The sequence below is a fragment of the Streptomyces sp. NPDC057428 genome (assembly GCF_042803195.1).
Classification (GTDB): Bacteria; Actinomycetota; Actinomycetes; order Streptomycetales; family Streptomycetaceae; genus Streptomyces.
Genome location: NZ_JBHVCT010000006.1, coordinates 48,639 through 69,346, shown reverse-complemented (window position 1 = coordinate 69,346; position 20,708 = coordinate 48,639). Strand labels below are relative to the sequence as shown.

Here is a 20,708-nt window from a genome sequence, read left to right as displayed (position 1 = left end):
AGGGGCGATCTGCCGCTCCTGCTACCAGAACGAGCGCCGTTTCACCGACCAGGCCGCGCTCGCCGGGCGCGGTCAGCCCTTGACGATCATCCGCTCGACCCCGGGAAATCCCTTGTCCCACCAGTGTCCGTAGCGCCGGTAGACGGCTGGATCGCGGTCGGTGAGCAGCACTGACAGCTTTTCCGCCTCCTCGGTCAGACCTTGCCACGCAACCTTGCCGAGCCTGCGGAAGGCGGTCAGTTCCAGCCCGCCGTCGGCTGCGCGCCATACTCCAACGACCTGCCCGTCGACGAGCAGGCAGGGCAGCACATCGCCGTTACGCCGGACGACCAGGGGGCGGTACTCCGGGGGCATGAGTCTCCCGGGGACGGCGTGAGCCAGCAGCGTGCTGTCCCACATCGGCAGCAACCTCGGCGGCGCCGAGGTGTCATCGGCGGGCACAGTAGCGTCGGCCAGGTCGAACAGGGCGGCGACGCCGGGGCCTGAAACCCGCACCACCTGGTCGCCGAGCTCATGCAGCGCTTTGGTTATCGCGGTGCGTGTCAGCAGGGTGAACCGGGCGAAGTCCTGAGCTGACGCGGGTCCGAACGCGCGCAGGTAGGCAAGCAGCAGGCGCTGGACCCCAGCGTCGGCTTCCTGCGGCGCGGCCGCAGGGGCCGCCGACGAGGCGCGGTAGGAGTTCGGCTGTGTGAACGACCACGGGCCGCCGGTCGGCGCATGATGCAATGGCGCGAACGTACGTAGCGCCCACCACACGCGGTGCGCGTGCTCGCCGTGCCTCCCTGTGACCTCGTCCTCTACCTGGACGCCGGTGCGGGGCCGCTCCAGGAACCCCGCGAGCTCGGGGAGCAGCGCGTCGGCGTCGTTGGGGGTCAGCCCTGTTGCGGTGAACCGGCGGTCGTGAATTCGTGACGCCCGCAGGGTGCTCAGCATGGCGGCGCGGTAGGGCTCGTAGTCCTCGGCATGGACGACGTGCAGCGTTATCCGCATGAGGGTTGCCTTCACGATCCGGCCGTGCACGAACGCTGCGTCGAGATCCTTGGGCGCGAAGTCCTGCACACGGTTCCATAGCGCCAGGTACGGCGACGCTGGTGCCTGTGCCTGCAGAGCGCAGACCCGGCGAACCGCCTCCGCCACATCGAGGCGCTGGCGCTCGAGCAGAAGCTGACGGTCCAACATGGCCAGGGCGAGCTGTCGCGCGGTGAGGCTCATGACCGGATCATGCCACCTTCGGCTCCCACCAGTACGACAACCACGTCGGGCTGATCGCGGGGGCGGACGAACACGACTCGGTGCGGCGGTACCTGGACGTGCTGGACGGGGCTGCACAGTCGGATCCGACGAGTGCGGCAGGCATGGTGGACGGGGGGCCCAAAGGCTGATTGAGTGCCCGGATGGGGACGATCCTGGGGGACATGAGGCACGTTCAGTGGCATGAGCTTCGCCATGCCCAGGGCTCCGCCTCCCAGGTCCCGGGCATGCTGTCACGCATCGCCTGGGGCGACAGCGAATCGGCCGAGGACGCGCTGAGCGACCTGGGGCGATGGATAGCAGCGATGGCTGTGTTCGACGCGACGGTGGCCACGGTGCCGTTCCTGTGGGAACTCGCCGCCATGGAGACCGTGAAGGAGCGGGTCGGCGTACTCGGTCTGCTGGGGACGATCCTCGCCGGCGGTCACGCCCATCAGCCGGCGTGGACCAGGGACGCGCATCTGGCGGTCCTGGCCGGGCGGGCAACCGCCGAGCGGCTGGCCGGGGACAGTGATCCCGCGGTGCGCGCGGCGGCCGCGGAACTGCTGGCGTCGCTCGGCGGGCACGTCTGCGCCACCTGTTCGCCCCGCTGACGGCCGCAGCCCTCACGCCCCGGCTTCGCCGCTCCCCTCGGCCCGGGCACGGTGCGCCCGGGTCGAACCGGAAGACGCGGCCCTCGGTATACGGAGAACAAGTCCCGGTTCCGGCGCGCCCGTTGCCGTACCTATCAGCTAACCAGTACAACCGGTTTCCATGACCCTGCACTGGAAAGTCGTCATCGATGCGGGAGAACCGCACGCCCAGGCCGACTTCTGGGCCGAGACCCTCGGCTACCTCGTCGAGGACAACAGCGCCCTGATCGAGGAGCTGCTCACCGCCGGAGCGGTACCCGAGTCCAGCACGGTGGAGCCGCACGGCCGCCGGGCCTGGCGCGATCTCGCCGCCGTGCGGCACCCGGACGACCCTTACGAGGAGAAGAGCGGGACCGGCCTCGGACGCCGGCTGCTCTTCCAGCGCGTCCCCGAGCCGAAGACGGTCAAGAACCGCCTCCACCTGGACGTGCACACGGCTCACGGGCAGCGCGAGGCCGAGGTGGAGCGCCTCGTGGGTCTGGGCGCGAGCGTGCTGCGGATCGTCGACGAGCCGGGCGGCTCGTGGCAGGTACTCCTGGACCCCGAAGGCAACGAGTTCTGCGTGCACTGAGTCCGTACACCGTCCGCGCAGGTCAGCGGCGCACGGCGGAGCGGCGATCTCTCTAGGCTGACCTCATGTTCACGCCACCCGCCGCTCACACCCTCGTCGCCACGGATCTCGACGGCACGCTGCTGCGCGCCGACGACACCGTGAGCGCCCGGTCACGCGCCGCCCTCGCCCGCGCGGCGTCGGCCGGCGCGCGCCATCTCATCGTCACGGGCCGCCCGGTTCCCGGCATACGCGCCCTGCTCGCGGACCTCGGCTACGACGGCCTCGTGGTCTGCGGGCAGGGCGCGCAGGTCTACGACGCCGGGTCGGCCCGCATGCTGAGGTCGGTGACCCTGGACCGGGAACTCGCCGACACCGCGCTCGGCAAGATCGAGGCCGAGGTGGGGCAGGTGTTCGCCGCGGTGGACCAGGACGGAGCGGACGGCCGGACGCTGATCGAACCGGGGTACCGCATGCCGCACCCCTCACTCCCCGCGCAGCGGACCGACCGGCGCTCCGAGCTGTGGGCGGCACCGGTCATCAAGGTCCTGATACGCCACCCCGAGCTGACGGACGACGAACTGGCGGCGGCCGCCCGCGGCGCCGTCGGCGACCTGGCGTCCGTCACGATGGCGGGGCCGGGCACGGTGGAGATGGCGCCCTACGGCGTGGACAAGGGCACCGGGATGGCCCTGGCCGCGGAACTGCTCGGCCGTGACCCCGCGGGCGCCGTGGCGTTCGGCGACATGCCCAACGACCTGCCGATGTTCCGCCTTTCCGGCCACGGGGTGGCGATGGCCGGCGGGCACCCGGAACTCAGGGCTGCGGCCGACGAGATCACGCTCTCGAACGACGACGACGGTGTGGCGGTGGTGCTGGAGCGCCTCTTCGCCTGAGCCCGCGCGCCCGCTCGCCCCGGTCCGCCCGGCCCGGATCACCGACGTCTCAGCCGGCGCCGCCGGGGGCCACGGCGTCCGGGGCGCGTGGGGCGACGCCGTCCGTCGCCGCGCCCACGGACCTCAGGGCGTGGGCCACGAGGGTCGCGACCCTCGCCTCGTCCATCGGAGGCTTCCGCAGCAGGTTCCGGTAGTAGAGCGGGCCGTAGAGCATCTCCACCATGAGCGGCAGATCCGCGCCCGCCGGGACCTGCCCCTGTTCCTGGGCCCGGCGCAGGCGCTGCACGGCGGCGTCGAAGCGCGGGTCGACGAGCTGCTCGCGGACGGCGCGCGCCAGCACCTCGTCGTCGTGCAGCTCCGACAGGATTCCCGCGTAGACGGGACCGTACGGCGGCGTGGAGACCATCCGCACCACGCCGTCGATGTGAGTCCGCAGATCGGCAACGATGTCACCGGTGTCGACGAAGGGAGTGGCACCGATGAACACCTCGGCGAACGCCTCCAGCATCACCGCCCCCTTGGACGGCCACCAGCGGTAGATCGTCTTCTTGCTCACACCGCCGCGGGCCGCGATGGCCTCGATGGTGACCCGGCCGTACCCGTTCTCCGCGCACAGCTCCAGAGCGGCGTCCAGCGTCGCCCGTCGCGATCTCTCGCTGCGGCGCAGGGAACTCTGCGATGTGATCATTCGGTGAGCATAGGGGGATTCCACCCACCGCTTGTTGACAGGTCGTCGCCAAAAGTCGAACAATGACCAGGCTGGAAACGGAACGTACCGTGTCGTAACGTTCCGTGCACCGCACCGTTCGTGCCGTTCGGGCCGCGACGAGCCGATCGGGGGACGGCTCGACCGGCCGACGGCGCGGACGGCCCGTGCCGGACCACTCGGACACTGACGCTGCTGCCGCTTCAGACGCTGATGTCCCTCGTCGTGAAGCGCGCCCACGCCGCCGAGCCGAACACCGCGGCGTACAGCGCCTGCAGACCGAGGTTCCTGACCATCTCGTCCCAGTAGAACGGGTCACGCAGCAGGTCCGAGAAGGACAGCCAGTAGTGCGGGAAGAGATACGGATGGATCCCGTGCAGCTGCGGCATCGTGTCCAGGATCTGCACGGTGATGAGCACCCCGACCGTGGCCGCCATCGCCGCGATCCCGCTGTCGGTGAGCGTGGACACGAACAGCCCCAGTGCCGCGAACCCGGCGAGCGACACCGCCACCGCGAGCGCGATCATGCCGGCCCGCACGAGTCCCTCGCCGAATCCGATGCGCGTCCCGGAGATCGTCGTCACCTCGCCGACCGGGAAGAGCAGGGCTCCCGTCACGAGCGCCGACGCCGCCACGACGAGGGTGGCGACCAGGCAGAACACCAGCACCGACGTGTACTTCGCGAGCAGCAGCCGGGTGCGGCCCGCCGGGGCGACCAGCAGATAGCGCAGGGTGCCGCCGCCCGCCTCCCCCGCGACCGAGTCACCGGCGATGACACCGACGGCCATCGGGAGGAAGACGGGAAGCGTCACGGAGAGCGCGGCGAAGACCAGGAACAGCCCGTTGTTGGTGACCTGCGAGAGGAACGCCGGGCCGCCCCCGCCACCCGGACCTCCGGCCGGGCCCTCACCCGTCTCGATCCGGACTGCGACCCCGATGAGCACGGGGACGGCTGCCAGCACACCGAGCAGGGCCAGGGTGCGCCACCTGCGCAGGGTGACGGTCAGTTCGGAGCGGAGAATCCCCAGGGTCCACAGCGCGCGCCGGGGCTCGCGGGACACGAGTACCGCCGTGAGTTCAGCCTGCGACATCGAATCCCTCTCCGGTGAGTGCGACGAAGGCGTCCTCCAGCGAGGCCCGTTCGACGCCGAAGGCGCGCACGCGTACACCGCCGCGCACCAGGGTCTCGTTGATGTCGGCGAGGTCCACGCCGGCCGGCGGAGCGTCGGCGCTCACCCGGTCCCCGTCGGCCGTGACGCCGGTCGCCCCGTGTTCCGTGAGGATGCGGGCGGCGTCGCCCGGGTCGGGGGTGGTCACGGCGAGCCGGCCGCGGGTGCCCGCGGCCAGCGCGGTGACGGGGCCCTGGACGACGAGCCGGCCCCGGGCCATGACCGCCGCGTGCGTGCAGACCTGCTCGATCTCGTCGAGCAGGTGCGAGGAGAGGAAGACGGTCGTGCCCCCGGCCGCCAGTTCGCGGACCAGGCCCCGGATCTCGCGCATGCCCTGCGGGTCGAGACCGTTCGTCGGCTCGTCCAGCACGAGCAGTCTGCGCGGCTGGAGCAGCGCCGCGGCCAGCCCGAGACGCTGCTTCATCCCGAGCGAGTACGCCTTGGCCCTCTTCCCGGCGACGGCGGCGAGACCCACCCGCTCCAGAGCGCCGTCCACCCGCGCCCGCCTGGTGCGGGGGTCTGCCGCGGGATCGGCGGAGTCGAAGCGCAGGAGGTTGTCCCGGCCCGTCAGGAACCCGTACAGGGCCGGGCCCTCGATGAGCGCCCCGACATGCGGAAGCACCGCGCGGGCCGCGTCCGGCATGGGCCGGCCCAGGACGTGGGCGGTGCCGGAGGTCGGGGTGATGAGTCCCATGAGCATCCGGATCGTCGTGGTCTTGCCCGAGCCGTTGGGCCCCAGGAAGCCGAAGACGCTGCCCGCGGGGACGGTGAGGTCGAGTCCGTCGACGGCCGACCGGCCGCCCCGGTAGCGCTTGGTGAGCCCGTGCGTCTCGATCACGGTGCCGGGCCCGGGCTCCGTGTCCGGCCGCGCCGTCGCCGCCGCTGTGTCGGTCATGCGCCCTCCCGGTCCTGGCCCCCCGCCGTGTATACGGGTCCGCCCCGCCGCACGGAGCGTACGGCGGGGCGGCGGCCCTGTGTGTGCACTGTCCGGCGGTGTCGGCCGCCTTCACCGGGGCGTCCTACTCGGCGGCGTCGGCCGCCTTCACCAGGGTGTCCTGGGTGACGGCGCCGACGTAGACCTTGCCGTCGTCCGTCAGGAGGGCGTTGACCAGGCGCGTCTTGAAGACCGTGCCCGAGCCGAAGTCGCCGGTGACCTTGTCGCCGAGCGCGTCGAGGAACTGCTGCGCCTGGGCCGGCATGTCGCCGGAGCCCTGGGCGGGAAGGCCCGCGCCGCCCGGGGCGTCGATCTCGGCGACGGCGTTCCAGCCCTCGCCGATCACGTCGAGGCCCTTGAAGTCCTCCAGGGCTCCGAGGTCCTTCGGCGCCTTGCGGGCCGCGCCGTCCTTCCCTGCCGCGGCCTTCAGTTCGTCGGCCTCGGTGACCTTGGCGCCCTTCGGCGGGGTGAAGGAGAAGGAGGACGCGTCGGGCTTCGAGAAGTCGACCTTCGTGAAGCCGGCATCGACGGCGGCCTTGCCCCCGGAGCTCGTGGCCAGCGTGAACTTCAGCGGCACGCCGGTCGCCGAGTCGACGGCCACCCTGATGGAACCGATCGTCGAACCGGACTGCTTCGGCTTGATCAGCAGCTGGTACGCGTCGCGTCCCGCCACCTGCGCCGTGCCGTCGACCGTGACGGACGTGGTGTCGCCGGCGGCGGCGAGGGCCTTGTCGGCGAGCTCCTTCGGCGTGGCGGGAACGCCCTCGGGCGCCTTGTGCTTCCCGCCCGGCCGCTCGGCCCCCTCGGCCTTCGCGTGGTAGACCTCGTTGCTCTCGCTGTCGTAGCCCCAGACGTCGTCCCCGTTGTGGACGAGGCTGTACTCGGAGCCCTCGCCGAGGATGGACAGGCGCTGCTTGTCGGGTCCGTCGGCTGCCACGCGGAGCGTGTGCGTCCCGGACGCCAGCTCCATCAGCTTGCTCTCGGGTGCGGCGCTCGCGTCCCCGCCGCCCGCGTCCGGCGCGAAACTGCTCGCGATACCGCCGAGTGAGGGGATTCCGAGGTCGGTACTGATCTTCAGCGTGCCGGAGAGCTGCTCCTGGTCCGACGCGGCGATCTTCTCGATGAGTTCCTGCGCCGTGATGTCCGGCAGTTCCGGGTCGCCGGACGCGGCGAGGGCCGGGACGAGCCCGATCGTCGCCGCCGCCACTCCCGCCACCGCGAACGGGACGATGTAACGCGCCTTCTTCCGGCGGCCCACGACAGTCCCCGTGGCCTCGCCGTTGGTCTCCGCGCTGTCGTTCGGTGCCATGTGTGCTCTACCTCCGTGGTCGGCGGCTGCCATCCCGTTGCACTGGTCCACTCCCCGCCGCCATTCTCACCCGATGTGGTCAGGAGTGGTTGTTATCCATCTGACCAAATCGGGCGAGGACAAGCGTCAGCCCTCGGGAGCAACTCGGCGTACCTCTCCGGGATGACCCCGGAGCACGGAGAGTGCGGGCACCCCTAGGGGGTCAGCCCGCGCGGTGCACCACGGCGTCGCACAGTTCTTCCAGCGCGGCCTTCGCGTAGCACGCGGGCAGTGGTGCCAGCGTCGCCCGTGCCTCCTGGGCGTAGCGGACGGTGTCGCGTCGTGCCTGCTCCAGCGCCGGGTGGGCCCGCAGACCGAGCAGTGCCTCGGCCAGCCTGCCGTCGTCGGCGAGGTCGCCGTCCAGCAGTTCCAGGAGCTCCCGGTCCTCCGGCCTGCCGTCGGCCGCGGCCCGTGCGCGCAGGTGGAGCACCGGCAGCGTGGGAATGCCCTCACGCAGGTCGGTGCCTGGCGTCTTGCCGGACTCGTGGGAGTCGGAGGCGATGTCCAGGACGTCGTCTGCGAGCTGGAAAGCGATACCGAGGCGTTCGCCGTACTGGGTGAGGATGTCGACGACGGACTCGTCGGCGCCGGCCATCAGGGCGCCGAACCGGCCGGAGACGGCGACCAGAGAACCGGTCTTGCCGCTCAGCACGTCCATGTAGTGGTCGACCGGGTCGCGGCCGTCCCGCGGGCCCGCGGTCTCCAGGATCTGGCCGGTCACCAGACGCTCGAACGCCTCGGCCTGGATGCGCACGGCCTCGGGTCCGAGGTCGGCCAGGATGTGCGAGGCGCGCGCGAAGAGGAAGTCACCGGTCAGGACGGCGACGGAGTTCCCCCAGCGGGTGTTCGCGCTGTCCACCCCGCGCCGTACGTCCGCCTCGTCCATCACGTCGTCGTGGTACAGCGTCGCCAGGTGCGTCAGTTCGACGACCACCGCCGAGGGGACGACTCCCGGTGCGTCGGGGTCGCCGAACTGGGAGGCGAGCATGACCAGCAGCGGCCGGAATCGCTTGCCCCCCGCGCTGACGAGGTGCTGTGCGGCCTCCGTGATGAACGGGACCTCGCTCTTGGTGGCAGCCAGCAGGCCCGCCTCGACAGCGGCCAGACCGGCCTGGACATCTGCCTCAAGCGCCTGGTCCCGCACGCGCAGTCCGAACGGCCCGACGACGGTCACGAGGGGATCTCCTGTCTGCTGACGATCACACGGAATGTCGATGTGTCGTTGTCCTCACTCGAGCCAGCGTATCCGGTCCCCTTTGGATCACCGTGGGCGCCTTCCCGCCACCGCCGGTATGTTCGGGTTCAGCTCATACGATCAGGAGTTGCCGCTTTGTCCCACGCCACGACCGGTGCCGGAACGGCCGGACCGCCCCCCGAGGACGACCACCCCTTCTTCGGCCGGCAGAGGGGTCCGATGCCCCTGTCCGGGCTGGAGGTCGGGGAGCGGTTCTCGCTCCTCGGGATGCAGGCGATCCTGGTCCCCTTCTTCGCCGACGGGGTCCCGTACGGCGGCATCCTCATCGCCTGCGGTCGTTACGCCATGGCGGTACCCACGGCGGTGAGGACCTGGGACCACGACGCTCGACCCCCAGGCGTTCGCGAGCCGGACGACGGCGCCGTGGTTCCTCTCCCCGGCCCTCGCCAACGGGGACCAGGCACAGACCGTGAAGTTGTACGGCGAGGTCTCCACCCCCGCTCACTCCGGTGTCGACGGCGCTACGGCGGTGGCGGCCACACCGGCCGCCACCGCCGCCGCTCCCTGGCTGAAGCGCACGACGCACCCCGTCCACCGAGGGCCCCCCATGCAGATCCGGACCGAATTCCCGTACGAGACCACCCACGAGGACCTCTACATCCCGCTGGCCGGGGGCACACAGCTCTACGCCCGGATCTGGCGGCCGGTCACCGATGAACCGGTGCCCGCCCTGCTGGAGTACCTGCCCTGCCGGCTCAGCGACCGGACGGCCCCGCGCGACCGGCAGCGCCACCCCTGGTACGCGGGCCACGGCTACGCCTCGGTACGGGTGGACGTGCGGGGGCACGGCAACAGCCAGGGCATGCCGGGCGACGAGTACGACGCGACGGAGCTCGCCGACGGGGTCGCCGTGGTGCACTGGCTCGCCCGGCAGGAGTGGTGCTCGGGCCGGGTCGGCATGTTCGGCATCTCCTGGGGCGGGTCGAACTCGCTCCAGATCGCCGCGCTCGCACCGGAACCCCTGAAGGCGATCGTCACCGTCTGCTCGTCCGACGACCGTTACGACAACGACGTCCACTACATGGGCGGCTCCGTGCTCGGCGTGGACATGCACGCCTGGGCCTCCACGATGCTCGCCTTCGTCTCACGCCCGCCCGACCCGGCGGACGTGGGCGACGACTGGCGGGACATGTGGCTGAGCAGGCTCGAAGCGGTGGAGCCGCTCATCCACACATGGCTCGCGCACCAGACCCGCGACGACTACTGGACGCGCGGCAGCGTCTGCGAGGACTACGGCGCGATCAAGGCGAAGGTCCTGGCGGTGGGCGGCTGGCACGACCCCCACCGCGACACCGTCCTGAGGCTCGTCGAGCACCTGGACCCCTCGCGGGTACGGGGTCTGATCGGCCCCTGGTCGCACCAGTACCCGGACCAAGGGCTGCCGCCCGGGCCCGCGATCGGCTTCCTGCAGGAGACGCTGCGCTGGTGGGACCAGCACCTCAAGGGCGAGGACACCGGGGTGATGAACGAGCCCCTGCTGCGGTCCTGGATCAGCGGCTCGCACCCCCCGGCCACGGTCTACCCGACGCTGCCCGGCCGCTGGGTCGGCGACGCCACGTGGCCGTCCGAGAACGTCACCCCGGTGGCGTACGCCCTGGCCGGCGGGGAGCAGACGGTCAGCTCGCCGCAGCAGACCGGGCTGGACGCGGGCCGGTTCCTCCCCTTCGGCAACGACGCGGACCTGCCGCCCGACCAGCGCGACGAGGACGCCAAGTCGGTGTGCTTCGAGTTCCCCGTCGAGGAGTCCCCCATCGAGATCCTCGGCCGGCCCAGGGTGCGGCTCCGCGTCCGGATGGACGCACCGCACGGCCAGGCCATCGCCCGGCTCTGCGACGTAGCGCCGGACGGCTCCTCCACCCTGGTGACCCGCGGCGCCCTCAATCTGGCCGCGCGCCACGGGCGTGACCGCGCCGATGACTGGCCGGCCGGCGGGACCGAGGACGTCACCTTCGAGCTCAACGGGATCGGGCACACCTTCCCGCCCGGTCACCGGATCAGGATCGCCGTCTCGTCGTCGTACTGGCCGTGGATCTGGCCGCAGGCCGGCTCGGCGGGGTTCACGCTCGACGCGGACGGCAGTCTCGTCGAACTCCCGGTGCGCCGGCACACCGAGGACCCTGCCATCACGTTCGGAGAACCCGAGCAGGCCGAGCCGCTCGGCGTCGTCCGTCCGGTCACGCTCGACGAGCAGCGGCCGGAGAGCCTGGTGGTCCGCGACGTCGCGAAGGGCGAGTGGCGGCTGGAGGTCGGTCCGCGCTACGGCGGCACGCGCGTCCACCCGGACGGTCTGGAGTTCACCGAGGACGCCCTGGAGACGTACACCGTCCAGCAGGACGACCCGCTGTCCGCCAGGGCCCGCTCCGACTGGACGATCCGGCTGCACCGGCCGGAGATGTCCTGGGACGTACGGGTGGAGACGCGGTCGGAGCTGAGCGCGGACGCGGACGACTTCATCACGTCCGACGAGGTCGTCTGCAAGGACGGCGACGAGATCGTCTTCCACCGGACCTGGGAGAAACGCATCCCGCGGACAGCCGGATGACCAGGGTTATCACGTAACTTTCCGGGCATTACGCCTACTTGACGGCACTGCCGCCGAAGATCGGCGCCGACGTAACGTGTCCCTCAAGCGACCTGGAAAGCGAGGCAGCAACAGATGCCCGAGCAGAGCAGCCCGCTCGATCTGGCCGAGGGCGATCCCTTCGGCCCGCACAACCTTCCGTACGGCGTGTTCTCCACCCGGGGACACCCCGCGGACCGCAGAGTCGGCGTCCGCGTCGGCGATCACGTGCTGGACGCCGGCGCTGCCGCACACGCGCTCGGTTCGCCGTACGCCCAGTTGCTGGCGCAGCCCAGCCTGATGCCGCTCCTGGCGGCGGGCCGGACCGCCTGGCGCGATGTCCGCCGGGCCCTGACCGCGTGGGTGACCGTCCCGGCGCACCGCCCGGACATAGAGCCGCTGCTGCACCCGCTCGACGCGGTGAGGCTGCACCTGCCTTACGAGGTCGCCGACTACGTCGACTTCTACGCCAGCGAGCACCACGCCACCAACGTGGGGAGGATCTTCCGGCCGGACGGTGTGGCCCTCACCCCCAACTGGAAGCACCTGCCGATCGGTTACCACGGGCGGGCCGGCACCGTCGTGGTGTCCGGTACGGACGTGGTGCGCCCCTCCGGGCAGCGGAAGGCCCCCACCGACCCGGCCCCCGTGTTCGGCCCGTCGGTGAAGCTGGACATCGAGGCGGAGGTCGGCTTCGTCGTCGGCGTCCCCTCCGAACAGGGCTCACCGGTCGCCCTCGGCGACTTCCGGGAGCACGTCTTCGGGCTCTCGCTGCTCAACGACTGGTCGGCGCGGGACATCCAGGCATGGGAGTACGTGCCGCTGGGCCCGTTCCTCGGCAAGTCCTTCGCCACCTCCGTGTCGGCGTGGGTGACCCCGCTGGAGGCCCTGGACGCGGCCCGGACGGCACCACCGGCCCGGGACTTCCCGCTGCTGCCGTACCTGGAGGACGCGGACGACGAGGAGCCGGGCGGCTTCGACATCCGCATCTCGGTCGCCGTCAACGGGCAGACCGTGTCCGAGCCGCCGTTCTCCACCATGTACTGGACGGCCGCTCAGCAACTGGCGCAGATGACGGTGAACGGCGCATCGCTGCGGACGGGCGACCTGTACGGCTCCGGCACCGTCAGCGGCGCCGAGCCCGGCGAGCGAGGGTCCCTGCTCGAACTCACCTGGAACGGCCGCGATCCGCTGGACCTGCCCGAGGGCAAGCGCACGTTCCTGGAGGACGGCGACACGGTGACGCTCACGGCCTGGGCACCCGGCCCGCACGGCACACGCGTCGGGCTGGGAGAGGTCACCGGACGGATCGTGGCCTCGTAGGAAGCGCACCGCCCCGGCTCGCTCGGACAGCGGTGGCGGGGCGGGGGCGCCGGCGGCCGGGGCGGAAGGGGCCGGGACGGAGCGCTGGTCAGCGACGCGCGGGGCGGTCACACGTTCGGGGGGACCTCACTCCGTTCCCCGCGGATACGCTGAAGAGTCCCGCGAGACTGCCTCCCATGGGAGCACTGATGAGCATCGAACCCGAGGCCTCCGAGCCGCGGTGGGCGGTCCCGCCCGTGGGCGGCTGGACCGCCGATGACCTGGACACACTCCCGAATCTGCCTCCGCACACGGAGCTGATCGACGGGAGTCTGGTCTTCATGAGTCCGCAGACGTTGTTCCACACACGGGCGGTCGACTTCTTCAACTGGCAACTGCAGTCACTGGCACCGCCTGAACTGGAGGCCGTCCGGGAGTTCACCATCGACATCGACTTCCAGAACCGGCCCGAACCCGACGTCGTCGTCGTGCGCGCTGACGCGGTCGAGAGTCTGCGGCAGACACGGTTCTCCGCGAGCAGCGTGCTGCTCGCCGTCGAGGTCGTGTCCGACGAGTCCGTCACCCGCGCCCGGGAGACCAAGCCCGCGAAGTACGCGCGGGCCAGGATCCCGCACTACTGGCGGGTGGAGAACCAGGACGGCCGTGCCGTGGTCTACGTCTTCGAGCTGGAGCCTGCCACCGGCGCGTACACGTCCACCGGGATCTTCCACGACCGGATGAAGGTCTCCACGCCCTTTCCTGTCGACCTCGACCTGACCGCGATCGTCCGCCGCCGAGGGCCCGCGGACCCTCGATAACTCGCACCGCCCCGGCTCACTCGAACTCGGGCGGCTCCTCGTCCCAGCCGAACTCCGGGTCCGCGTCCTGAACAGTGGTCCGGGCCGAAGGCACCTCCGTACGGGTGGCCGGGACGGAGGGCACTTCGGGTGCGGCCGAAGGCTCCGCCTCCCCCAGCCCGGCGAGTACCTCCAGCACCCCCTCGCCGTACGTCGCCAGCTTCTTCTCTCCCAGCCCGCCGACCCCGCCCAGCTCCGCGAGGGAACCCGGGCGCAGGGCCGCGATCTCCCGCAGGGTCGCGTCGTGGAAGATCACGTACGCCGGAAGGCCGAGTTCCTTCGCCTGGGCGGCCCGCCAGGCACGCAGGGCCTCGAAGACCGGGACGGCCTCCGACGGAAGGTCGGCCGCCACGGCGGCCGCCTTGCCCCTGCGCTCGCCGCTGGAGGACCGGGACGTCGGCTTCTTCGGCTCCTTGCGCAGCATCACCTCGCGCTCCCGGCCGAGCACGGAACCGCTCTCCTCGGTCAGCACCAGCGTGCCGTACTCGCCCTCGACGGCGAGGAGGCCCTGAGCCAGCAGCTGGCGCACCACACCGCGCCACTCCGCCTCGGCGAGCTCCTCGCCGATGCCGAAGACCGAGAGCTGGTCGTGGTCGAACTGGATCGTCTTCGCCGTCTTGCGGCCCAGCAGGATGTCGATGATCTGCCCGGCCCCGAACTTCTGGTTGCGCTCGCGCTTCAGCCGGACGACGGTCGACAGGAGCTTCTGCGCGACCACCGTGCCGTCCCAGGTCTCGGGCGGGGTGAGGCAGGTGTCGCAGTTGCCGCACGCCTCTTGTCCGGACTCCTGGCCGAAGTACGTCAGGAGCTGGGCGCGGCGGCACTTCACGGTCTCGCAGAGCGCCAGCATCGAGTCGAGGTGCGAGGCCGCCCGGCGCCGGAACGCCTCGTCGCCCTCGCCGCCCTGGATCAGCTTCCGCTGCTGGACGACGTCCTGGAGGCCGTACGCCATCCAGGCCGTGGACGGTGCGCCGTCGCGGCCGGCGCGGCCGGTCTCCTGGTAGTACCCCTCGACGGACTTGGGCAGGTCGAGGTGGGCGACGAAGCGCACGTCGGGCTTGTCGATGCCCATGCCGAAGGCGATCGTCGCGACGACGACCAGCCCCTCCTCGCGCAGGAAGCGGGCCTGGTGGTTCGCGCGCGTCGCGGCGTCGAGACCCGCATGGTAGGGCACCGCCTGGATGCCGTTGCGGCTGAGGTACTCGGCGGTCTTCTCCGTCGAATTGCGCGAGAGGCAGTAGACGATGCCCGCGTCGCCCGCGTGCTCCTCCTTGAGGAAGGTGAGCAGCTGCTTCTTGGGGTCGGACTTCCCGACGATGCGGTACTGGATGTTCGGCCGGTCGAAGCTGGCGACGAAGTGCCTGGCCTCGGGCATGCCCAGGCGCTGGGTGATCTCGCGGTGGGTGGCGTCGGTCGCCGTGGCCGTCAGCGCGATGCGCGGCACGTCGGGCCAGCGCTCGCCGAGGACCGACAGGGCCAGGTAGTCGGGGCGGAAGTCGTGGCCCCACTGGGCGACGCAGTGGGCCTCGTCGATGGCGAAGACGGAGATCTCGCCGCGGGCCAGCAGGGAGAGCGTGGAGTCCAGGCGCAGCCGCTCCGGCGCCAGGTACAGCAGGTCGAGCTCGCCGGCCAGGAACTGGGCCTCCATCGAGCGGCGCTCGTCGAGGTCCTGCGTGGAGTTCATGAAGCCGGCCCGGACACCGAGGGCGCGCAGGGCGTCCACCTGGTCCTGCATGAGCGCGATGAGCGGGGAGATCACGATGCCGGTGCCGGGCCTGACCAGGGCCGGGATCTGGTAGCAGAGCGACTTGCCGCCACCCGTGGGCATAAGCACGACCGCATCGCCGCCGTCGACCACATGGTCGATCACCGCGCCCTGCTCACCGCGGAACGCCTCATACCCGAACACCCGGTGCAGCGTCTGCCGCGCCGCGCTCTCGGTCGTCACACTCATCGTTCCCGTCCGCCCGTCCCTGCCGTCCGACTCTCCCTTGCAACCATAGGCGCCGTGTACGACAAAGCCGGACGGGCTTGACTTCCTGGCCCGTCCGGCGTCGTCGTGTGCTGCGGGGCGCTACCGCACGAACACTCCCGCCTGGCTCGCCAGGTCCAGGAAGTACTGGGGGGCGAGGCCCAGCACCAGGGTGACCGCGACGCCGACCGCGATCGTGGTCATCGTCAGCGGGGAGGGGACGGCGACCGTGGGGCCGTCCGCCTTCGGCTCGCTGAAGAACATCAGGACGATGACCCGGATGTAGAAGAACGCGGCGATGGCCGACGAGATCACACCGACCACGACGAGGCCGCTCGCGCCGCCGTCCGCCGCCGCCTTGAAGACCGCGAACTTCCCAGAGAAGCCCGAGGTAAGCGGGATGCCGGCGAAGGACAGCAGGAAGACCGCGAAGACCGCCGCCGTCAGCGGCGAGCGCCGGCCGAGCCCGGCCCACTTCGACAGGTGCGTCGCCTCGCCCCCCGCGTCGCGCACCAGCGTGACGACGGCGAAGGCGCCGACGGTCACGAAGGAGTACACGCCCAGGTAGAAGAGGACGGAGGAGATGCCCTCGGGGCTGGAGGCGATGACACCGGCCAGGATGAAGCCCGCGTGGGCGATCGAGGAGTAGGCCAGGAGCCGCTTGATGTCGGTCTGGGTGATCGCGACGATCGCACCGCCCAGCATCGTGACGATCGCGACACCCCACATGACGGGACGCAGGTCCCAGGTGAGGCCGGGCAGCACCACGTACAGCAGGCGCAGGAGCGCACCGAACGCGGCGACCTTCGTGGCCGCCGCCATGAAGCCGGTGACCGGGGTCGGGGCGCCCTGGTAGACGTCCGGGGTCCACATGTGGAAGGGCACGGCGCCGACCTTGAAGAGCAGGCCCATGAGGATCATCGCCGCGCCGATCAGGAGCAGCGCGTCGTTGCCCATGGTGTCGGCGAGCGCCGGGTCGATGTCCTGGACCGTGCCGTCCACGACGTTCGCGATACCGGCGTACGAGACGGTGCCCGCGTAGCCGTAGAGCAGGGCGATCCCGAAGAGGAAGAACGCCGACGAGAAGGCGCCGAGCAGGAAGTACTTCACGGCCGCTTCCTGCGACATCAGCCGCTTGCGGCGGGCGACGGCACAGAGCAGGTAGAGCGGGAGGGAGAAGACCTCCAGCGCGACGAACAGCGTCAGCAGGTCGTTGGCCGCGGGGAAGACCAGCATCCCCGCCACGGAGAACATGGCCAGCGGGAAGACCTCGGTCGTGGTGAAACCGGCCTTGACCGCCGCCTTCTCCCCTTCACTGCCCGGGACCGAACCGGCCTGTGCGGCGAAGGAGTCCACGCGGTTGCCGTGCGAGGCCGGATCGAGGCGCCGCTCGGCGAACGTGAAGACGGAGACCATCGAGACGAGCAGGATGGTGCCCTGGAGGAACAGGGCGGGACCGTCGACCGCGACCGCGCCCATCGCGGCGATGTGCGCGTTCTTCGAGGCGTACCCGTCCGCGGCGAGCCCGATCACCGCGGCGAACGCGGCGGCGAGGGCCACCACGGTCAGGGCGACCTGCGTGGTGTAGCGGGCCCGGCGCGGGACGAGCGCCTCCACCAGGACACCGAGGACGGCGACGCCGACCACGATCAGGACGGGCGCGAGTTGGGCGTACTCGATGTCCGGCGCGGTGAACGCGTCGCCCGGGGCAGCGGATGTCACCCCGCCCGCCGTCGTCCACAGACTGTGGACAGCTGTTGCGCTCACTTGGCGGCCTCCACCTCGGGCTGGGGGTCCTTCTTCTGTACGTCCTGCATGGTGTGCTGCACCGCCGGGTTGACGACATCGGTGAGCGGCTTCGGGAAGACGCCCAGGAAGATCAGCAGGGCGATCAGCGGAACGGCCACCGCCAGCTCACGGGCCTTCAGGTCGGGCATGCCCCCGATCCCCTCCCTGACCGGCCCCGTCATCGTCCGCTGGTAGAGGACGAGGACGTAGAGCGCGGCGAGCACGATGCCGACGGTGGCGATGATGCCGGCCACCGGGTACGCGCTGAACGCGCCGACCAGGACGAGGAACTCGCTGACGAACGGGGCGAGGCCGGGCAGCGAGAGCGTGGCCAGGCCTCCGATCAGGAAGGTGCCCGCCAGGACCGGGGCCACCTTCTGCACCCCGCCGTAGTCGGAGATGAGCCGTGAACCACGCCGGGTGATCAGGAATCCGGCGACCAGCATCAGCGCGGCCGTCGAGAGACCGTGGTTCACCATGTAGAGCGTGGCGCCCGACTGTCCCTGGCTCGTCATAGCGAAGATCCCGAGCACGATGAAGCCGAAGTGCGAGATCGAGGCGTAGGCGATGAGCCGCTTGATGTCGCGCTGGCCGACCGCGAGCAGCGCGCCGTAGACGATGGAGATCAGCGCCAGGACGAGGATCACCGGCGTCGCCCACTTGCTGGCCTCCGGGAACAGCTGGAGGCAGAAGCGGAGCATCGCGAAGGTGCCGACCTTGTCGACGACCGCGGTGATCAGGACGGCGACCGGCGTGGTGGACTCCCCCATGGCGTTGGGCAGCCAGGTGTGCAGCGGCCACAGCGGGGCCTTCACCGCGAAGGCGAAGAAGAAGCCGAGGAACAGCCAGCGTTCGGTGCTGGTCGCCATCTCCAGCGAGCCGTTGGCCCGGGCCTCGGCGATCTCGGAGAGCGAGAAGCTCCCCGCGACGACGTAGAGACCGATGACCGCGGCCAGCATGATGAGTCCGCCGGCGAGGTTGTAGAGGAGGAACTTCACGGCCGCGTAGCTGCGCTGCGCCGCCGCGTTCTCGTCGCTGCCCGAGTGCGCGCGGTCCCCGAAGCCGCCGATGAGGAAGTACATCGGGATGAGCATGGCTTCGAAGAGGATGTAGAAGAGGAAGACGTCGGTGGCCTCGAAGGAGAGGATCACCATCGCCTCCACCATCAGGATCAGCGCGAAGAAGCCCTGGGTGGGGCGCCAGCGGGAGGAGCTGGTCTCGTTGGGGCCTCCCCTGCTCGAACGGAGTTGAGAGCTTGGGGAAGGATCGGCGTCGTGCCAGCCGGCCAGGATGACGAAGGGGATCAGCAGCGCGGTCAGCGCGATGAGCGCCACCCCGATGCCGTCGGCCCCGAGTTCGTAACGGACACCGAAGTCCCGGATCCAGGCGTGCGATTCGGTGAGCTGGTAACGGTCGCCGCCCGGCTCGAAACGGGCGAAGACGATACCCGCGAGGACCAGGGTGCCCAGCGACACGAGCAGTGCGAGCCACTTCGCGGCGGTGCGGCGCGTGGCCGGGACGGCGGCGGTGGCGATCGCGCCGATCGCCGGGAGCGCCGCCGTCGCCGTCAGGAGGGGAAAGGACATGATCAGACCGCCCTCATCAGCAGGGTCGCGGCGATGAGTACCGCCGCGCCGCCGAACATCGAGACCGCGTAGGAGCGGGCGTAGCCGTTCTGCAGCTTGCGCAGCCGGCCGGAGAGCCCGCCCATCGAGGCGGCCGTGCCGTTGACCACGCCGTCCACCAGGCTGTGGTCGAGGTAGACCAGGGACCGGGTGAGGTGTTCGCCGCCGCGGACCAGGACCACGTGGTTGAAGTCGTCCTGGAGCAGGTCACGGCGCGCCGCCCGGGTGAGCAGCGAACCGCGGGGGGCCATGGCGGGCACGGGCCTGCGCCCGTACATGGCCCAGGCGATGGCGACGCCGATGACGAGCACCACCATGGTGGCGGCGGTGACGGTGGTCGCGCTGACCGGGGCGTGCCCGTGGTCATGGCCGGTGACGGGCTCCAGCCAGTGCAGGAACCGGTCGCCGATGGAGAAGAAGCCTCCGGCGAAGACCGACCCGAAGGCCAGCACGATCATGGGGATCGTCATGGACTTCGGCGACTCGTGCGGGTGCGGCTCGTGGCCCTGCTCGTCGGGCTGCCAGCGCTTCTCCCCGAAGAACGTCATCAGCATCACGCGCGTCATGTAGAACGCGGTGATCGCGGCGCCCAGCAGAGCGACGGAGCCGAGGATCCATCCCTCGGTACCGCCCTTGGCGAAGGCCGCCTCGATGATCTTGTCCTTGGAGAAGAAGCCGGACAGGCCGGGGAAGCCGATGATCGCGAGGTAGCCGAGCCCGAAGGTGACGAAGGTGACCGGCATGAACTTCCGCAGGCCGCCGTACCTCCGCATGTCCACCTCGTCGTTCATGCCGTGCATGACCGAACCGGCACCGAGGAAGAGCCCGGCCTTGAAGAAGCCGTGCGTGACCAGGTGCATGATCGCGAACACGTAGCCGATGGGGCCGAGGCCCGCGGCGAGGATCATGTAGCCGATCTGCGACATCGTCGAGCCCGCGAGGGCCTTCTTGATGTCGTCCTTCGCGCAACCGACGACGGCACCGAAGATGAGCGTGACCGCGCCGACGACCACGACGACCAGCTGCGCGTCGGGAGCCCCGTTGAAGATCGCGGCCGAGCGGACGATGAGGTAGACACCTGCCGTCACCATGGTGGCGGCGTGGATGAGGGCCGAGACCGGGGTCGGGCCCTCCATCGCGTCACCGAGCCAGGACTGCAGCGGCACCTGGGCCGACTTGCCGCAGGCCGCGAGGAGGAGCATCAGGCCGATCGCGGTGAGCTTGCCCTCGCTGGTGTCCCCGGTCGCGGCGAACACCGGACCGAAGGCGAACGTTCCGAAGGTCGTGAACATCAGCATGATCGCGATGGACAGGCCCATGTCGCCGACCCTGTTGACCAGGAAGGCCTTCTTGGCGGCGGTGGCCGCGCTGGGCTTGTGCTGCCAGAAGCCGATGAGCAGGTACGACGCCAGACCGACGCCCTCCCACCCGACGTACAGCAGGAGGTAGTTGTCGGCGATGACCAGGATGAGCATCGCCGCGAGGAACAGGTTGAGGTAGCCGAAGAAGCGGCGTCGCCGCTCGTCGTGCTCCATGTAGCCGATGGAGTAGATGTGGATCAGCGTGCCCACACCCGTGATCAGCAGGACGAACGTCATCGACAGCTGGTCGAGCTGGAAGGCCACGTCGGCCTGGAAGCCCTCGACGGGGATCCAGGTGTACAGGTGCTGGTGCAGGGCGCGGTCCTCGGCGCCCTTGCCCAGCATGTCGGTGAACAGGACGGCACCGATGACGAAGGACGCGGCGGCGAGCGCCGTGCCGATCCAGTGTCCGGCCCGGTCGAGCCGGCGGCCGCCGCAGAGCAGCACCGCCGCTCCGAGCAGGGGCGCCGCGACCAGCAGCGCAATCAGGTTTTCCACGATT

At 70.7% G+C, this 20,708-nt stretch carries 16 protein-coding genes and 1 pseudogene; 7 read left to right on the top strand and 10 right to left on the bottom strand.

From position 1 onward, the window contains the following. Positions 1-72: 72 nt before the first annotated feature. On the bottom strand, positions 73-1,212 hold the full coding sequence (locus tag ACFU5K_RS04125) for a winged helix DNA-binding domain-containing protein (protein ID WP_384056522.1): 1,140 nt from the start codon (positions 1,210-1,212) through the stop codon (positions 73-75). A gap of 182 nt (positions 1,213-1,394) precedes the next feature. Between ACFU5K_RS04125 and ACFU5K_RS04120 the strand changes: the two genes are divergently transcribed. The 3 genes from ACFU5K_RS04120 to ACFU5K_RS04110 all read left to right on the top strand — a co-directional run bounded on the left by ACFU5K_RS04120 (position 1,395) and on the right by ACFU5K_RS04110 (position 3,329). Next, on the top strand, positions 1,395-1,844 hold the full coding sequence (locus tag ACFU5K_RS04120) for a hypothetical protein (protein ID WP_384056519.1): 450 nt from the start codon (positions 1,395-1,397) through the stop codon (positions 1,842-1,844). 160 nt (positions 1,845-2,004) lie between these two features. Beyond that, entirely contained in the window at positions 2,005-2,454 is a 450-nt protein-coding gene (locus ACFU5K_RS04115; RefSeq protein WP_384056516.1) for a VOC family protein, read from the top strand. Between the two features lie 65 nt (positions 2,455-2,519). Beyond that, entirely contained in the window at positions 2,520-3,329 is an 810-nt protein-coding gene (locus tag ACFU5K_RS04110; protein WP_384056513.1) for an HAD-IIB family hydrolase, read from the top strand. Between the two features lie 49 nt (positions 3,330-3,378). Here ACFU5K_RS04110 and ACFU5K_RS04105 read toward each other — a convergent pair whose 3' ends face one another. The 5 genes from ACFU5K_RS04105 to ACFU5K_RS04085 form a co-directional block, all read right to left on the bottom strand. Then, positions 3,379-4,017 (bottom strand): TetR/AcrR family transcriptional regulator, encoded by a 639-nt coding sequence (locus ACFU5K_RS04105; protein WP_384056511.1) that lies wholly within the window; start codon positions 4,015-4,017, stop codon positions 3,379-3,381. Positions 4,018-4,238: 221 nt separating this feature from the next. Then, positions 4,239-5,126 (bottom strand): ABC transporter permease, encoded by an 888-nt coding sequence (locus ACFU5K_RS04100; protein WP_384056508.1) that lies wholly within the window; start codon positions 5,124-5,126, stop codon positions 4,239-4,241. Next, entirely contained in the window at positions 5,113-6,099 is a 987-nt protein-coding gene (locus tag ACFU5K_RS04095; RefSeq protein ID WP_384056505.1) for an ABC transporter ATP-binding protein, read from the bottom strand. Before ACFU5K_RS04095 ends, ACFU5K_RS04100 begins: the two co-directional genes overlap by 14 nt. 124 nt (positions 6,100-6,223) lie before the next feature. Beyond that, positions 6,224-7,447, bottom strand: a complete 1,224-nt coding sequence (locus ACFU5K_RS04090) for an outer membrane lipoprotein carrier protein LolA (protein ID WP_384056503.1) — start codon at positions 7,445-7,447, stop codon at positions 6,224-6,226. A 202-nt stretch (positions 7,448-7,649) separates the two neighbouring features. Beyond that, a complete protein-coding gene (locus ACFU5K_RS04085) occupies positions 7,650-8,660 on the bottom strand; it encodes a polyprenyl synthetase family protein (RefSeq protein ID WP_384056500.1) in 1,011 nt (336 codons plus the stop codon). A 397-nt stretch (positions 8,661-9,057) separates the two neighbouring features. On the opposite strand from ACFU5K_RS04085, the pseudogene ACFU5K_RS04080 reads away from it, so the two are divergent. From ACFU5K_RS04080 to ACFU5K_RS04065, 4 genes and pseudogenes are all read left to right on the top strand, one after another. Further along, positions 9,058-9,276: pseudogene (locus ACFU5K_RS04080) on the top strand (MFS transporter); the annotation flags it as partial. Between the two features lie 12 nt (positions 9,277-9,288). Next, positions 9,289-11,283, top strand: coding sequence for a CocE/NonD family hydrolase (locus ACFU5K_RS04075; protein ID WP_384056670.1), 1,995 nt, complete (start codon positions 9,289-9,291; stop codon positions 11,281-11,283). A gap of 114 nt (positions 11,284-11,397) precedes the next feature. Next, positions 11,398-12,624: a fumarylacetoacetase gene (gene fahA, locus ACFU5K_RS04070; RefSeq protein ID WP_384056498.1), complete on the top strand. Its 1,227-nt coding sequence runs from the start codon at positions 11,398-11,400 to the stop codon at positions 12,622-12,624. A 188-nt stretch (positions 12,625-12,812) separates the two neighbouring features. Further along, on the top strand, positions 12,813-13,421 hold the full coding sequence (locus ACFU5K_RS04065) for a Uma2 family endonuclease (protein ID WP_384056495.1): 609 nt from the start codon (positions 12,813-12,815) through the stop codon (positions 13,419-13,421). A 16-nt stretch (positions 13,422-13,437) separates the two neighbouring features. On the opposite strand, the gene recQ is transcribed toward ACFU5K_RS04065, so the two are convergent. The 4 genes from recQ to nuoL form a co-directional block, all read right to left on the bottom strand. After that, positions 13,438-15,414, bottom strand: a complete 1,977-nt coding sequence (gene recQ / locus ACFU5K_RS04060) for a DNA helicase RecQ (RefSeq protein ID WP_384056491.1) — start codon at positions 15,412-15,414, stop codon at positions 13,438-13,440. 120 nt (positions 15,415-15,534) lie between these two features. Beyond that, the gene (nuoN, locus tag ACFU5K_RS04055; RefSeq protein ID WP_384056488.1) at positions 15,535-17,199 is read right to left on the bottom strand and encodes an NADH-quinone oxidoreductase subunit NuoN; all 1,665 of its coding nucleotides are present in this window, start codon (positions 17,197-17,199) and stop codon (positions 15,535-15,537) included. After that, positions 17,196-18,806: an NADH-quinone oxidoreductase subunit M gene (locus ACFU5K_RS04050; protein ID WP_384056485.1), complete on the bottom strand. Its 1,611-nt coding sequence runs from the start codon at positions 18,804-18,806 to the stop codon at positions 17,196-17,198. The genes nuoN and ACFU5K_RS04050 overlap by 4 nt, the downstream gene beginning before the upstream one ends. A 2-nt stretch (positions 18,807-18,808) precedes the next feature. After that, positions 18,809-20,704 (bottom strand): NADH-quinone oxidoreductase subunit L, encoded by a 1,896-nt coding sequence (nuoL, locus tag ACFU5K_RS04045; RefSeq protein WP_384056482.1) that lies wholly within the window; start codon positions 20,702-20,704, stop codon positions 18,809-18,811. Positions 20,705-20,708: the final 4 nt, after the last annotated feature.